The sequence below is a fragment of the Nitrospirota bacterium genome (assembly GCA_016207905.1).
Lineage (GTDB): Bacteria > Nitrospirota > Thermodesulfovibrionia > Thermodesulfovibrionales > JdFR-86 > JACQZC01.
Map to the genome: position 1 here is coordinate 1 of JACQZC010000023.1, position 14,441 is coordinate 14,441.

Annotated in this window: 24 protein-coding genes; 19 read left to right on the top strand and 5 right to left on the bottom strand. The window is 41.4% G+C overall.

Translation table 11 applies throughout. The annotated features are described in order from the left end of the window. Nucleotides 1-116: 116 nt before the first annotated feature. The 16 genes from HY805_02985 to HY805_03060 all read left to right on the top strand — a co-directional run bounded on the left by HY805_02985 (nt 117) and on the right by HY805_03060 (nt 9,047). On the top strand, nt 117-722 hold the full coding sequence (locus HY805_02985; GenBank protein MBI4823180.1) for a hypothetical protein: 606 nt from the start codon (nt 117-119) through the stop codon (nt 720-722). A gap of 6 nt (nt 723-728) precedes the next feature. Beyond that, nucleotides 729-1,163 carry a hypothetical protein gene (locus tag HY805_02990; protein MBI4823181.1) on the top strand — a complete coding sequence of 145 codons (435 nt, stop codon included), beginning with the start codon at nt 729-731 and terminating at the stop codon, nt 1,161-1,163. Between the two features lie 237 nt (nt 1,164-1,400). Beyond that, entirely contained in the window at nt 1,401-1,610 is a 210-nt protein-coding gene (locus HY805_02995; GenBank protein ID MBI4823182.1) for a type II toxin-antitoxin system HicB family antitoxin, read from the top strand. Beyond that, entirely contained in the window at nt 1,600-1,842 is a 243-nt protein-coding gene (locus tag HY805_03000; GenBank protein MBI4823183.1) for a type II toxin-antitoxin system HicA family toxin, read from the top strand. Before HY805_02995 ends, HY805_03000 begins: the two co-directional genes overlap by 11 nt. Before the next feature lie 126 nt (nt 1,843-1,968). After that, nucleotides 1,969-2,280, top strand: a complete 312-nt coding sequence (locus HY805_03005; GenBank protein ID MBI4823184.1) for a DUF433 domain-containing protein — start codon at nt 1,969-1,971, stop codon at nt 2,278-2,280. Further along, complete coding sequence (locus HY805_03010; protein ID MBI4823185.1) at nt 2,277-2,600, top strand: DUF5615 family PIN-like protein; 324 nt, start codon at nt 2,277-2,279, stop codon at nt 2,598-2,600. Before HY805_03005 ends, HY805_03010 begins: the two co-directional genes overlap by 4 nt. Nucleotides 2,601-2,655: 55 nt before the next feature. Then, nucleotides 2,656-2,814, top strand: a complete 159-nt coding sequence (locus tag HY805_03015) for a hypothetical protein (GenBank protein MBI4823186.1) — start codon at nt 2,656-2,658, stop codon at nt 2,812-2,814. 54 nt (nt 2,815-2,868) lie between these two features. Then, entirely contained in the window at nt 2,869-3,111 is a 243-nt protein-coding gene (locus tag HY805_03020; GenBank protein MBI4823187.1) for a UPF0175 family protein, read from the top strand. Continuing rightward, nucleotides 3,098-3,583: a DUF3368 domain-containing protein gene (locus HY805_03025; protein MBI4823188.1), complete on the top strand. Its 486-nt coding sequence runs from the start codon at nt 3,098-3,100 to the stop codon at nt 3,581-3,583. Before HY805_03020 ends, HY805_03025 begins: the two co-directional genes overlap by 14 nt. A gap of 2 nt (nt 3,584-3,585) precedes the next feature. Then, entirely contained in the window at nt 3,586-3,744 is a 159-nt protein-coding gene (locus HY805_03030; GenBank protein ID MBI4823189.1) for a hypothetical protein, read from the top strand. Nucleotides 3,745-3,903: 159 nt separating this feature from the next. After that, nucleotides 3,904-4,698 carry a hypothetical protein gene (locus tag HY805_03035; protein ID MBI4823190.1) on the top strand — a complete coding sequence of 265 codons (795 nt, stop codon included), beginning with the start codon at nt 3,904-3,906 and terminating at the stop codon, nt 4,696-4,698. 14 nt (nt 4,699-4,712) lie between these two features. After that, nucleotides 4,713-4,925 (top strand): twin-arginine translocase TatA/TatE family subunit, encoded by a 213-nt coding sequence (locus tag HY805_03040; GenBank protein ID MBI4823191.1) that lies wholly within the window; start codon nt 4,713-4,715, stop codon nt 4,923-4,925. Then, entirely contained in the window at nt 4,915-5,682 is a 768-nt protein-coding gene (gene tatC, locus HY805_03045) for a twin-arginine translocase subunit TatC (GenBank protein ID MBI4823192.1), read from the top strand. Before HY805_03040 ends, tatC begins: the two co-directional genes overlap by 11 nt. Nucleotides 5,683-5,684: 2 nt before the next feature. After that, on the top strand, nt 5,685-5,963 hold the full coding sequence (locus HY805_03050) for a hypothetical protein (protein MBI4823193.1): 279 nt from the start codon (nt 5,685-5,687) through the stop codon (nt 5,961-5,963). Between the two features lie 38 nt (nt 5,964-6,001). Beyond that, a complete protein-coding gene (locus tag HY805_03055) occupies nt 6,002-7,645 on the top strand; it encodes a HEAT repeat domain-containing protein (protein ID MBI4823194.1) in 1,644 nt (547 codons plus the stop codon). Next, the gene (locus HY805_03060; GenBank protein ID MBI4823195.1) at nt 7,635-9,047 is read left to right on the top strand and encodes an HD-GYP domain-containing protein; all 1,413 of its coding nucleotides are present in this window, start codon (nt 7,635-7,637) and stop codon (nt 9,045-9,047) included. The genes HY805_03055 and HY805_03060 overlap by 11 nt, the downstream gene beginning before the upstream one ends. On the opposite strand, the gene HY805_03065 is transcribed toward HY805_03060, so the two are convergent. The 5 genes from HY805_03065 to HY805_03085 all read right to left on the bottom strand — a co-directional run bounded on the left by HY805_03065 (nt 9,044) and on the right by HY805_03085 (nt 12,852). After that, entirely contained in the window at nt 9,044-9,253 is a 210-nt protein-coding gene (locus HY805_03065; protein ID MBI4823196.1) for a 4Fe-4S binding protein, read from the bottom strand. The genes HY805_03060 and HY805_03065 overlap by 4 nt on opposite strands. A gap of 14 nt (nt 9,254-9,267) precedes the next feature. Further along, nucleotides 9,268-10,911, bottom strand: a complete 1,644-nt coding sequence (recN, locus tag HY805_03070) for a DNA repair protein RecN (GenBank protein MBI4823197.1) — start codon at nt 10,909-10,911, stop codon at nt 9,268-9,270. A 43-nt stretch (nt 10,912-10,954) separates the two neighbouring features. Next, nucleotides 10,955-11,602, bottom strand: coding sequence for a uracil-DNA glycosylase (locus HY805_03075; protein ID MBI4823198.1), 648 nt, complete (start codon nt 11,600-11,602; stop codon nt 10,955-10,957). Beyond that, nucleotides 11,599-12,450, bottom strand: a complete 852-nt coding sequence (locus tag HY805_03080) for an NAD(+)/NADH kinase (GenBank protein MBI4823199.1) — start codon at nt 12,448-12,450, stop codon at nt 11,599-11,601. Before HY805_03080 ends, HY805_03075 begins: the two co-directional genes overlap by 4 nt. Nucleotides 12,451-12,624: 174 nt before the next feature. Then, nucleotides 12,625-12,852: a hypothetical protein gene (locus tag HY805_03085; protein MBI4823200.1), complete on the bottom strand. Its 228-nt coding sequence runs from the start codon at nt 12,850-12,852 to the stop codon at nt 12,625-12,627. A gap of 399 nt (nt 12,853-13,251) precedes the next feature. Here HY805_03085 and HY805_03090 point away from each other — a divergent pair, with 399 nt between their 5' ends. Genes HY805_03090 through HY805_03100 form a run of 3 tightly spaced genes read left to right on the top strand, consistent with a single transcriptional unit; the run spans nt 13,252 to nt 14,137 of the window. Next, nucleotides 13,252-13,608 carry a type II toxin-antitoxin system RelE/ParE family toxin gene (locus tag HY805_03090; GenBank protein ID MBI4823201.1) on the top strand — a complete coding sequence of 119 codons (357 nt, stop codon included), beginning with the start codon at nt 13,252-13,254 and terminating at the stop codon, nt 13,606-13,608. A 45-nt stretch (nt 13,609-13,653) separates the two neighbouring features. Further along, the gene (locus HY805_03095) at nt 13,654-13,911 is read left to right on the top strand and encodes a helix-turn-helix transcriptional regulator (GenBank protein ID MBI4823202.1); all 258 of its coding nucleotides are present in this window, start codon (nt 13,654-13,656) and stop codon (nt 13,909-13,911) included. A 1-nt stretch (nt 13,912) separates the two neighbouring features. Beyond that, nucleotides 13,913-14,137 carry a hypothetical protein gene (locus HY805_03100; GenBank protein MBI4823203.1) on the top strand — a complete coding sequence of 75 codons (225 nt, stop codon included), beginning with the start codon at nt 13,913-13,915 and terminating at the stop codon, nt 14,135-14,137. Nucleotides 14,138-14,441 lie beyond the last annotated feature (304 nt).

Here is a 14,441-nt window from a genome sequence, read left to right on the forward strand (position 1 = left end):
TAAAGGCACGGACTTCGGTAAAATAACCAATGAGCAGGTGGCAATGGTAGCATCATTAATTAACACAAGGCCCAGAAAATGTCTGGGCTACAAGACGCCCCTTGAAGTCGCATCTGTTGCACTTCGAGATTGAATGTAGGGATGGCAAAGATGTAAGAAGATATGCAATTATATGGTCTGGAGAATATCTTAAATATGGACAAAATCTTGCCGCACCAAGAGTCCCAAGCTTATTCGTAGGAGAACGAATATTAGTCCGCCAAATTCCATCTCGACCACCACTCTCAATTATCGCAACTATTGTTTCTGGAGAAGAGTTAAATGACATTAACAGTATGATTGTAAAAGCAAAAAGTGTATACTCACTTAAGTATATTCTTGGCATTATCAATTCCAGACTACTTTCATTCTGGTTTGACTATAAGTTTGACAAGTTCCAGAGAGCAATATTTCCTCAGTTCAAGGTGAATGAGCTTGCAACCTTCCCTATCCACCCCATTGACTTCAACAACGAAAAAGAAAAATCCATCCGTGACAAACTCGTCTCTTTAGTTGACAGGATGCTTGAACTCCACAAAAAGAAAAGCTCTATGCCTCCCTCATCTGAAAGAGATAAAATAGAGCGGGAGATTGCAGTTACGGATGAAAAGATAGATGAAATTGTTTATAATTTGTATGGGGTGACGGATGAGGAGAGGAAGATTGTGGAAGACAAGAGGTAGAATGTTATGAATCATGACAAGCAAATAGAATATAAGGTTTATTTAAGAAAACTATTAATTGAAGCAGAGCGTGAAACTGCACAGCAATTTGATAAAGCTATTTTAACTTTGGCTGCTGGAGCACTCGCATTATCTATAACATTCATAAAGCAAATCGCACCAGACCCTAAACCTGTAAGCAAGTATTTTCTTTTAGGAGCTTGGATTTTCTTTTGTCTTAGTATGCTCTCAACTCTCATTTCATTTCTCACCAGTCAAAAAGCTTGCAGGAACGCAAGGGATATTCTTGATGAAGAAATATCCCATAACGACAAGCAACACAATACTACAAAAGAAAATAAAGCTACTTCATGGACAAATAGGTTAAACTATTTTTCAATAGGATTTTTTATTTTTGGAGTTATATTTCTCATTGTTTTTAGTGCTATAAATTTATTATAGGAAGGAGGTGTAATGCTATGGGCATGAAGAAAGATGCTGGTTATGTTCCACCTAAACAGCCAGCAAAACCAGATGACAAAGGTTTTGTTCCTCCAAAACCCCCAGCGAAGCCACCAGCAACGCCTAAAAAATAGGCACAATGATTACGGTTTGGGCGGGTTTTTAAAAGTGTTTCCTGGGACACATTAAGGAGCCTTTTCCTCTTATGCTATAATCAATCAAAAGGAGGTGAGATAAATGCTTGTAAAGATAGACACATATTTTGATGGCGAGTTTTGGTGTGCACGCGGGTTTAATGAAGATATATTTACCCAAGGTGCAACATATGATGAATTATTGAAAAATATTAAGGAAGCTGTAGCCTTACATTTTGAGGACGAATTTAAAAAAGGCAAAACTGCGGAGATTCTTGTGATGTCTGAGATGGAGGTGAGCGGTGTCACCTAAATTGCCGCAGATTAGCGGTCAAGATTTGCTGAAGTCCCTTGAAAAACTTGGTTATCAGATAGTTAGACAGAAGGGCAGCCATATAAGGTTAAGAAAAGTAGCGACTACAGGGGAACATAATATTACTGTCCCAAATCATAAAACACTTGCAAAGGGAACACTAAACGATATTCTTACACGTGTCAGCCTCTGGAATAATATAAGCAAGGAAGAATTGATAAAGACATTATAAGATATCGCCCTCAAGAAAAAATCCATTCACGACAATCCCATCTCTCTCGTTGACCGTATGCTTGAACTGAATAAAAAGAAAAACACCTCTTTTTCTTATGCTATAATCAATCAAAGGGAGGATACTATGTCGGTTATAGAGAAAAAGACAAAGCATCCCTATATTTCTACTGACCCGAAGATTTCAGGAGGTCAGCCTATTATCAGTGGCACACGCATAAAGGTGGCGGATATTGCCCTGAGATATGAACTCATGGGGCTCAGTGCCGATAGGATTATAGACGAATATCCCCATCTTAAACTTGAGCAAATCCATGATGCACTTTCTTACTATTATGAGCATAAGACCAAACTTGACAGGAAATATAGGACAGATGAGGCATTCTTGAGCCAGCTTAAGAAACAGTATCCGTCCAAGGTGAAAGCAAAACTTGGGTGAAGATTTACGCTGATGAGAACATAGAAAGCTCTATAATTGAGGGTTTAAGAAGGCGTAGAATAGAAGTAATTTCTGCCAGAGAACTTGGATTTATTGGCAAGCCTGATGAATTTCATATCAGGCAAGCATCTGAAATAAAAACCGTAATTCTTACACATGATTCTGATTTTCTGAAAATAGCAGGCAGTGGAATAAATCACCGTGGAATAATATTCGCCCATCCAAAGAATCTCTCAATCGGGCAATGTATCAGAGAAGTTGAATTGATAGTAAACATCCTTACAGATAAAGATATGGAAAACCATATTGAGTTTCTATGACCTGTAACCTCAAGAAAAATCCCTCCGTGACAAACTCGTCTCTTTAGTTGACAAGATGCTTGAACTCCACAAGAAAAAAGGCTCTATGTATCCCTCATCTGAAAGAGATAAGATAGAGCGTGAGATTGCTATTACAGATGAAAAGATAGATGACATTGTCTATGGGCTTTATGGTCTTACAGATGAGGAGAGAAGGATAATTGAAGATAAATGAGTGAAAAAGTCCTGTTTGTTTTTATGCTATAATTAGCTAACAGGAGGTGCTTTGATGGGAGTATCAGTCAAGATATCTGAAAAGATAACCGAGCATATAAAAAAACCATATGACAAGTTCATAAATGAGACCCTTGTGGTGGAATTTTACAGAGAAGGCTTGCTCACTCTCAGGCAGTCAGCAGAGGTGCTGGGAATAGGTTTGAATGAGATGCTTGATGTTTTAGCAAAAAGGAAGACATATATAAACTACGGCACTGAAGAACTCGACGAAGACATCTCCTATGCACGCAGTTAGCGATGCTGATGTCATAATACATCTGTCAAAACTAAATAAACTCTCTCTTTTACAATCTCTGTATACTGAAATTGCAATCCCTGAATATATTAAGTTGGAAATTCTGAGCAAAGACAACCCTGAAATCCAAGAAGCAATCAATTCATTTATAAAGGTTTTAGAAACCTCAAAAGATAAAGCTGAGGCTATTGCAAGAAAGCATGGAATTCATTTTGGGGAAGGGCATGTGAAGGCGCTTGGAGAAAAGTTGAAGGCTTCTCTTTTCTTATCTAACGAGAGGAAGGTAAGGAAGGCTGCAAAGGAGGAGGGATTTGTAGTCACTGGAACTATAGGAATTATTCTAAGGTCAGTAAAGGAAGGGCTAATTGACAAGCCTGAGGCAGTTTCTCTTCTGGGAAAAATGAAAGCGCAGGATTTCAGAATTCATCCTGATGTGTTACAAGAAGCAATTGATGTAATACAAGAGCTATAGAAATGCTTGAACTCCACAAAAAGAAAAACTCCCTTCCACCATCTTCGGAAAGAGAAAAGATAGAGCGGGAGATAGCAATAACTCATGAGAAGATAGATGAGGTTGTCTATGGGCTTTATGGGCTCACAGAGGAGGAGAGGAAAATTATAGAAGGTGGCTGATTTTGTCGGGGAGATTAAGGTAAAATAAAGACAGAGAAGGCAAGGATGAAGGCATATGAACATCCGTAAGGAAGAAAAGGCAACATTTCTACTTTGGCTTGGAAAGCCCGAAGTGATGGCTGATTGACAGGTGTTAAGCCAATTTGTTATGGTTTATTCATGAAAAAATATGGATTTATCCTGTTTTTTCTATTAATTGGACTTTTAGATGTCAGGTTCTCTTATGGAGGAGAGCTAAGCGGTCTACAGCCTTTAGCGCCTAATGGTGTTTTTTCGATTTTCAGTGCAGATACACTTAAAAAGACGAAAGTGGCAACCGCGGTTTCTGCTGAGATGGCAGAGGATCCCGATTTTTTTAGATACTCGTTTGCCCTTGCATATGGTGCAGGAGAAAATGTAGAGTTGAGCCTGAATGTCCCATACATACATGAGTGGCAGGGAAGGGTTGATGGCATGGAGGATATAGCATTTGGCTTTAAACACAGGTTTTTTAAAGAAGGCAAGTATGGTCCTTCGGTAGCATATCTGATAACTGCCTCTTTGATTCCAGGGAAAGAAGACTTTACCACGGATGGACACATCGGCGCAGGCATTGCTATTTCCAAGCGGGTTGGCCCTGTCTTGGGACATGCCAATTTTATCTATGCAAAACCCGGAGATTCGAAACTTCAAGACGACATAACATTTGGAGCAGGGTTTGATTTCTCTGCGGCTCATAATTTCAAATTCCTTGCGGAGCTTTACGGCAAAAGAAGTTACTATTCATCCGAGATAGATAAGATGGAGCTGAGAGCAGGTGCAAGATTTTTTGCAGGCGAGTATTTTTTCACAACCGTTGGTGTAGGCTTTGACCTTAAAGACACTACCCCTAAATACAGACTGATGCTTTCGCTAACAATGCTTTATCCCGAGGAAAAAAAGGCGATTAAGAAAGCATACGAAGAGGAAAAGTAGTGTTTGGACTTGGGATTCAGGAGCTTATCCTCATATTTATAGTGGTATTGTTAGTCTTTGGACCAAAAAGGCTACCTGAGTTCGGAAGGGCTATCGGAAAGGGGATAAACGAGCTGAAAAGGGCAATGCTCGATGCAAAGACCGAAATCAGCAGGGAATTGGACGATGTAAACAAATCAAAGGGGCAATCCGATAAAGACATAAAGGGAAAAGTGAATGACCAATGAAAAGATGTCTTTCACAGGGCATCTTACGGAACTCAGAAAAAGGCTCATAGTTTCCATTGCGGCACTTATCGTTGGATTTAGCGTTTCATTTAATTTCTCCGAAGATATCTTTAGGTTCCTAATGATTCCGATGGAAAAAGATGTGCTGTTTAAATTCTCATATCCGTTTGTATCCTTTGCCGATAGGTCAGGTGCTCCGATTAGGCTTGTGTTTCTTGCACCTGCAGAGGCATTCTGGATGCATCTTAAGATTTCGCTTACTACAGGGATTTTTCTCTCTGCACCCGTAATACTTTATCAAGTCTGGAGGTTCATATCTCCGGGACTTTTTTTAAAGGAAAAAAAATATGCAGTGCCTTTTATGCTGTCAGCAACAGTGCTTTTTCTTTTAGGTGGCATTTTTTGCTTTTTCATCGTTTTACCTTTTGCACTTAAGTTTCTTTTGACTTATAAGACCTCGGATTTTCTCCCAATGATATCCATCGGCAATTACATTGATTTCTGCCTGAAGTTTATACTTGCCTTTGGTATTGTCTTTGAGCTTCCAGTGGTGATTGTATTTCTTACCCGCATGGGGATAGTCTCTCCTCAGACACTTGCGAAGAATAGAAAATATGCGGTTCTGATTGCCTTTGTTTTGGCCGCAATACTTACCCCAACGCCTGATGCATTTAACCAAACATTAATGGCAGTGCCTATAATATTCCTTTATGAAGGCGGTATTTTAGTATCAAGATTGCTTCCGAGGAGGAAATAGATATGGCAATGATTAGGGGAAAGAGCTTTAGGGCAATGGCATCTGACATTGCAGAAGGCTATGCTATCGTGAATCCGTTATTTCTGAAGCCATTGGATAACGAAACCCTCAAGAACCTGTTTCAAGAGGTTATAAGGTTTGAGGCAGAGATAAGGGCAGAGAAGTTTCCCCAACAAGACTCACAGGCAATAAGAATGCGGAATATGAGGCTTCAGAGACTTCATTCTACAAAGTCGATTATCAAAAACTTTGCCCGAGAAAGAAGAATTTTGATTATCTGAAGTTGACACTTCTCTCTCACAATGGTAAATTTAAGTATATGGAAGTTACCGAAGAGGTAAAACAAGCTAAAGAAGTAATACAGGCGTTTTTGAAGGCAAAGAAGAACCTCAGGATGTATCCACCCAATAACCCTATCTATTCAAAAACAGCGGAGGATACATATAAGAAGTTAGAGGAGTTTTTGGATATCCAGAATGAGCTGAATGTAAGGATAAAACAGAACGAGCTTTTTTTAGGCACAGATGTGATATATCATGCGGAGGGAAAGAGCGACAATCTTGCCCTCTTTTTCTTTAAAGATGGCTTAAGGGATATAACCTTCAAGCGGGGCATTTCAGCCGAAGAGCTTCAGTCTTTTCTGGAAGCCATTGCCTTTGATTTTGAAAGAGAAGATGTGCAGGACGATATTGTTACGCTCCTTTGGGAAAAGGATTTCCAGAATATAAAATATGTCGTGGACGATGCCGTCCTTACAGAGGACGAACAATACGAGGAAGAGGCTATAAAGCAGGCAAGAGGCAGTCATCCGGAAGAAGACGACCTTCAGAAGGCATATAATGACGCCTTTATAGTAGAGGAAGTGGCTGAGGTAGCAGTCGTTCCCATCACCGATAAGGACCTGAAGGCACTCGTCAAAGAATTCGAAGTGGATGCTTATGACAAGAAAGACAAGCTCATAGATATACTGTTTGACATATTGTTTCATGCGGACTCTACCACAGAGTTCAAGGATATCGTGGGCATCTTGAGCGATGCAATCGAGTTCTCTATAAGGCGTGGAGACCTCGGTAGCGCAGTAGGGATATTAAAAAAGGCAAGAGAAATGTATAATGGCTCTATATCCGATGGCATGAGGAGGCATCTTGCCCAGGTATTCCTGTTTCCGGGTTCCACCGAGATTGTGAAGATTATCGGAGAGCTTTTTGACAGCGGAACACTGACCGATGAAAGCGTTTTTGAGGAATATGTCGGATTCCTCACGAAAAGTTCAATACCTTCGTTTATGACTGTGCTGGGTGAACTAAAAACTATTAATGCAAGGAAAGTCATGATTAATGCACTTACATTTCTTGGCAGTAAGGATATAACGACCCTTGCAAAAGGGCTTAAGGACGACAGGTGGTATGTTGTCAGGAATATAATCTATATCCTGAGAAGAATAGGGGACAAGAAGGCAGTGGAATATCTAACAAAGGCAGTGAAGCATAGCGATGTAAGGGTCAGAAAAGAGGTTCTGAAGTGTTTGGGAGAACTCGGAGGTCCTGCTGTAGTGCCGACAATAAGGGACTGCCTCAGCGACCCCGATAGCTCTGTCAGCATCTCTGCGGTCAGGTCACTTGGAGCAGTTGGCTCTGATGTCGCAAGAAGGGTCTTGATGGAGAGGATTTTGGATAAAGGGTTTATAGATAAAGACTTCAACGAAAAGAAAGAATACTTCGAGGCACTTTCTTCCCGGTGGAAGGACACCGATACATTTGAATTTCTCATGAGGATTGCAAGGAAAAAGACTCTTTTTAAGAGGGCTAAAAATGACGAAATCAGGGCATGTGCGGCATTAGGATTAGGGCTTATGGGCAATAATGATGCTATTTCCGTGCTGTATAAATTGAGGGATTCCAAGAATAAATTCCTGAGCGAATATGCATATTCCGCAGTGAAAAGGATAGAGTATGGCAAATAAAGAAAGCCCTGAGCTCTCTAAGTTGGCAAAAGACTTAGTGAACCAGCTTGCGGCTATCATCAGAAACGCTCAGATTCATGACCCATCTAATGTTGCAGTGACATCTGCAATCGAAAAGTTTCTCTCGATAATAAATCCAATTATCGATTCCGAAGGAGGTGTGAGCCTCGATGTAGTAGGAGAGTTCTTCTATCTGAATGAGACGAGGGTGAGGTATTCGATGGAATACCTTCTTAATTTCGATTTTCTTCTCAGGGAATTCAAAAGGCATTCCCTCGGAAACATTACCTTTACGAGGACTGTCAAGTCTCCTGATATGCAGGCATTTCTTAAGGCATTTATCACATCCTCTTTTTCTCCCGAGCCCTTTGAAGCCATATCCGAAGGTGTTCTGCTTGCCGGCATACAGAGCATCGGTGTCGGAGTCCTCAAGAGGATAAAAGAAGAAGAAGGCGAGGTGGATATACGGAAGACTGTAAAGAAGACTTATTTCAATGCAGTGTCTTTTACAAAGGGCGTTATGACCAAGATGCAGTCAGGAGAAAAAGTCAGCATAAAGAAGGCAAAGCGGGTTGTCGAATCCATGGTTGACCTCATACTGGATCAGGAGGAGCTTCTTTTGGGAATGACTGCTATAAAGGACTATGACGAATACACATATCATCATTCCGTTAATGTGAGCATTCTTTCCGTTACGCTCGGTCAGAGAGTTGGACTCCCCAAGAAGGCACTGATGGAGTTGGGCTTGGTTGCACTTTTTCACGATATAGGCAAAACCGAGATACCTGCGGAGATTCTTAATAAGCCAAGTAAATTTACAGAGGACGAATGGACCGTTATAAAGAAGCATCCTGCGTGGGGCGTAAGGGCATTACTCAGGATGAAGGGTTTCGACTCGACATCCATAAGGGCGGCAATAGTTGCCTTTGAGCACCATATCCATCATGACCATACAGGCTATCCAAAGGTAAAGAAGCTCGAAGAGCTTGACCTTTACTCAAGAATCGTCAGTATTGCAGACCAGTATGACGGAATGACATCATCGAGGGTTTATGCGAGGGTTCCCATGCAGCCTGACAAGGCACTTAGTCTTATGATGGAAAGGTCAGGCATTCAGCTTGACCCTCTGCTTTTAAAATTCTTCATAAATATGGTTGGTGTTTTCCCTGTTGGAACACTCGTGATGCTCGACACCAGAGAGCTTGGCATTGTCTATGGCTCAAATACGATGTTTCCCAGCAGACCAAGGATTATGGTCATTATGGACAGCGTAGGAAAACATATTAAGGGCTATGTGGTTGACCTTACCGAAAAAACTGCCGATGGAATATACTCAAGAAGCATACAGAAAACCCTTGACCCGAATAAATATAAGGTCAATCTTGCAGAATATATGCTCTAACTCCTCCAGACCTCTATAGCTATCTCAGGGCACATCTCAGCGCACATTGCACAGCCTGTGCATCTGTCCATATGCTCAGGAGAGGCAGGAAAATACCCTGCTGAATTGAATTTCCTCTCTATGGAGATTACGCCTTTTGGGCATGACAGAATGCAGTATTTACAACCCTTACACAACTGCCTATCTATAAGTATTTTACCTTTCATTTATCCGCTAAGGCTCAAAACCCCATCTTTAAGATTTCGCCTGCATGTTTTAAGGATGTCTCAGTAATCTTTCCGCTTAGCATCCTTGCTATCTCCTTAAGCCTCTCATCGCCTGAGAGTTCTTTTATAATAACATTAACCCCTTCTTTAAGTCCTCTTTTTTCTATAAGAAGGTGGTTGTCTGCGACTCCAGCTATCTGTGGAAGATGAGTGATGCAGATGACCTGTCTACCATTTGAGATGTGTTTGAGTTTATGTGCTACATTATCTCCTGTTTTTCCGCCGATTCCTGCATCCACCTCGTCGAATATAAGAACAGGGATGTTGTCCACATCCCTTAAAACACTCTTAATCGAAAGCATGATTCTCGAGAGCTCTCCGCCTGATGCAACCTTTCCCAATGGTTTAATCGCCTCTCCGGGGTTTGCCGAAAAAAGAAACTCGACCAAATCCAATCCGCTTGCCGAAATCGCAGTTGTTTTTATATCTACCATGAAGTCTGCCTTCTCGAGTGCAAGCTCCTTGAGAGATGCCTTTATTTGTTCCGAAAGCCTCTTTGCCGTCTTTTTCCTCATCTCCGAGAGCGTATTGGCAGCCGTAAGAAGTAGGGCAGACTTTTCTTTAAGCTCGTTTTCCATCTCCTTGATTTTTTCATCCGAGACCTCGATATGCTCAAGTTCTTTTTTAATCCTTTCCTTGTGCTCAGAGACTGCCTCTATCGTATCTCCATATTTTCTAAGAAGGCTCTTTATCAGGTGAAGCCTTTCGTCAACATGGGTTAGCCTTTCGGGGTCAAGGTTATATTTTTCCTTAATGTCTCTTAAAGCAGTCACTGCCTCCTTGATAAGGGGCAAGGCTGACTCTAAGATATTCAAAGGCTCTGATACCTGAGAATCTATTGCGGACATCTCCTTCAACTTCGATATCGAGGATGAGAGCATTTCTATCGAGGAGTCCTCTTCGCTATAAAGGGCCATGTATGCGGACTCCGAAAGCTCCTTGAGTTTGCTTAGATTCAGAAGTATTGTTCTTTCCTCCTCTAAGATGCGGTCTTCCCCATGGTTTGGAGATATACCTTCTATCTCATTTATCTGAAACCTTATGAGGTCAATCCTCTGTGCCCTGTCCCTTATATTGGACATTAGTTCCTCGAGGGTTTTCTTCGATGCAGTAACATCCTTGAATCGAGAGGATAGATTTTCCCTTTGTAGCCCTAATTTTCCATAATAGTCTAAGAGGCTCATCTGGGTCTCATTGCTTAGGAGGCTTTCGTGCTCGTGCTGTCCGTGTATGTCAACGAGTGTTTTGCCTATTTCAAGGAGGCTCTGGACATTCACCATGGTGTCGTTTATGTATGCCCTGCCTTTTCCAGAAGATGCGATGTCCCTTCTTAAGATAATCCCGTCGTCAGAGGGGATGCCCATATCTTTTAGGAGTGGATGCCCTGTTATATCGAAATATGCCTCCACGGATGCCGAGTCTGCATTGGTCTTTATCATCTCAGAGTAAGCCCTCTCACCAAGTGCAATTGACAGCGCACCGATTATTATTGATTTTCCTGCGCCTGTCTCGCCTGTAAGGACATTTAGTCCTGGCTGAAATCCCACTTTCAGTTTGTCGATTATTGCAAAGTTCTTAACCCTTAACTCTTTAAGCATTATCTTTGTTAAATACAGGATAGAGTTTATCGTAAGTCTTCATCTATAAGCCTCTTTTGAGTTTTTCAAGCACTTTCTGGGCATCGTCCCATACGAGCCACTTGTCCTTTGGGTTTCTAAGAAGATATGCAGGATGAAATGTAGGCATAAGGGGTATGCCCTCGTAACTGTAAAACCTGCCTCTGAGTTTGCTGATTGGGGTCTTTGTGCCAATAAGGGTGTGGGCTGATATTCTGCCTAGTGAAATTATTACCTTAGGCGAGATTATCTCTATCTGCTGTTTTATGAACGGAAGACAGGTGTTTATCTCGTCCTCCTCTGGGTCACGGTTAAGTGGGGGTCTACACTTTACGATATTTCCTATATAGAGTTTCTGTCTTTGAAATCCCATTTTCGTTATGAGATTGGTAAGCACCTTACCTGCCTCTCCTACAAAGGGTCTTCCTTGTATGTCCTCTTCTCCTCCTGGGGCTTCGCCTATAAACATAATAGGTGCAGATGGATTTCCTTCTCCAAAGACAATATTTTTCCTTTCCTTAGAGAGCTTGCACCTTTGACAATCTCCTATCTCTTCTCTGAGCTCTCGCAGGCTTAGGGCTCTACTGGGGATGCTAAGCGGAATCCTCTCGATGCCCAATGCCTCATAAAAGCTGAGGACTGTTTTTATATCTTCTGTAATTTCAGGACTCATCTTTCTGCCCATCTGAGCTTTGTCCTTAGAACCTGAAAATAATCCCTTTCCGAGGGCATGAGAAGATGTGTTTTAAAGGGAGACCTCTTTATTTCTACGGTGTCGTTTTCCATTAGATGAAAACCCACTTGTCCATCGAGGGTAAGAGAGACATCCTCTGTCTTTGACCTGAGCGTAACCTCTATCAAAGCATCGTCAGGAAGCACGATTGGCCTGTTTGTGAGTGTATGCGGGCATATAGGAGTGAGCACCATGTTGTCAATCGTTGGATAAAGGAGCGGGCCTCCTGCTGAAAGACTATATGCAGTCGAGCCTGTTGGTGTTGACACTATTATACCGTCTGCCTTAAATAGGGCAACATAGGATTTGTTTATGTATGTTTCGAGGTCAATGATTCTTGCCAGTGCGCCTTTTGTTATAACAACATCGTTAAGGACAGTATATTCAGCTATCCTTTTCCCATGCCTTAAGACAGAGGCATTAAGCATCATTCGCTCCTGAATTGGGCATTGTGCCTGAAGAATCTTATCGAGGGCAGAAGGAAGCTCCTCTTTGGAGAGCTCTGTTATAAAGCCCAGTCCTCCTAAATTGACCCCTAAGATGGGTATTGCCTTTTCGGAAACGAGCCTCGAAACGGAAAGCATGGTTCCATCTCCGCCAAGCACAATTACCATCTCAACAAGAGACGGTATCTCGGAACGGGGATGCCCCTTCATGCCAAGGGCAGTTGCTGTCTCGATGTCCAGAAATGTCTCCACCCCTTTTGCATGAAGCCATGGAAGGAGGTCTTTAAGTATCTCCAAAGGCTCGGGTCTTCCTGCCTTGCATATGATTCCAATCTTTTTCATTATGAAATTATAACATGACAGGAGTAGCTTTCACCCTGAAATAGCGATAGAACCTCTCTAAAGAGAAAAACCCCCTTCCCTGTTGCCTCACACCTTTTGTCATTCTCCGACTTGTTCGGGGAATCCAGTCCTTTGTTGTCATTACATTCGTTGCCATCTCCTTTTTTTATATGTTCAGATGTTTTCGACTAAGTCTTTGTCTTTATTTGGTTTTTCAGCCATTTCACAGTTCAAATGTTCAGATAAATCATGGTTTTCTTGAACATATTGCTCATTGATTTTTAAGGGATTTTCTTTTGAACCTTCTGTCTGTTCAAATCCCTGTTCAGATAAATTGGGTTTTACCAGTGAATCTAAAGGGTTTTCCTGTTCAAATAACCTTGCCTTAGAAATCTTCTTCATAATACCTCCCTAAGCCAGCTTAAATTAAAAAATATGAAATTGTCCACTTGACAATTTCACGGTTTTTATGATATGTGGCAAACTCGTATTCCCCTCTATTAAGAGGGTCAGGGGTGTGTTCCCCTCTCCCCTTGCGGGAGAGGGTGAGGGGGATTACTTATAAATTTATATTGTATTGGCTTCTCTGAAGAATCCTCTTTTCAATCCCCTCAATTACCCCTTTAGAAAATTTCAGTGTAATGAAGGAGGCTGAAGGGTTAAAAATAATTCGGAAAAGCAACTGGGGTTTGGGGTGAAACCCCAAATTAACAAAAACCCATGACCTTGACAGTAAAACAATGCCTGCTTAAGATAATGACAAAGGAGCCGTTTAGTATAACTTTTATGTTATAATGGCTTATGGACTGGACTGTGGAATATTACAGGGATTCCAAGGGCAACGAACCTGTAGCCGATTTCATAGATTCACTTCCACATAAAGCAAGAGCTAAAGTTTTCAGATTAATTGAGCTACTCGCTAAATACGGTGTCTTGCTTAAAGAGCCTTATACAAAGCAGGTGAGAGGCAAAGTCAGGGAGCTGAGGATTAAAGACAGTAAGGGTGCTATCAGGGTCTTGTATTTTACATATACAGGCAGGCGGTTTATCCTGCTACATGGTTTTGTCAAAAAAGGCGATAAGACACCTGAAAGAGAAATAGATATAGCTGAAAAAAGAATGTATGACTTTATTGAAAAACAAAAGGGGGTGATGTAAATGTATAAGAAAGGAAGGACATTAAAAGAGCATATTTCAGAGCACATGGAAAGCCCTGAATTCAGGAAGGCATGGCATGACCTTGACCCTGAATTTGAGCTTTTAGAGAGCATGATTAAGGCAAGAGAGAAAGCAGGGCTTACACAGGATGAGCTTGCAAGGAAAATAGGCACAAAACAGCCTGCCTTATCAAGGCTTGAAAGGGGTGGGTTTAAAAAGGCAACTGTAGAGACCCTTAAAAAGATTGCGGATGCCACCAATACAAGGCTTGTGGTAAAGTTACAGGCAGTAAAAAAAGGTTAATGTGCCAACAAAAAGCGAATCACAACTAATTAGGGAGTGGAAGGATTTTTTAATTTTAAGGCGTAAAGGAATACCATTTTCAGAGAAAGATTTAACTAAACTTATTACTGTAGCAAAAAGGGAAGGATTATCAAGAGATGAGACAGATAAAAAAATTGCAGAGGTTTTAGGCATAGGCATACAAACACTTAGGAAAAAAGCACGCCTTTCTCAAAAGGCGTCATAAATTTATATTGTAGTTGTCTCACCTGAAAAAGCCTCCCCCTTTAGAAAATTTCAGTGTAATGAAGGAGGCTGAAGGGTTAAAAAATAATTCGGGAAAGCAACTGGGGTTTGGGGTGAAACCCCAAGGCAATTCGGGGTTTACAGATTCAAAGGCATGGCTTTATAACGCCAGTTCAATGAGGAAGTGCAACACTTGGGGCTACGAAGGAGTTACCCTAAGTGTTTATGGAGAGACGATATAAGCAACTTAATTTGGAAGAGAGGGACAGGATAACGGAGTTGAAGGCAAGGGGTTTTAGCCTGAG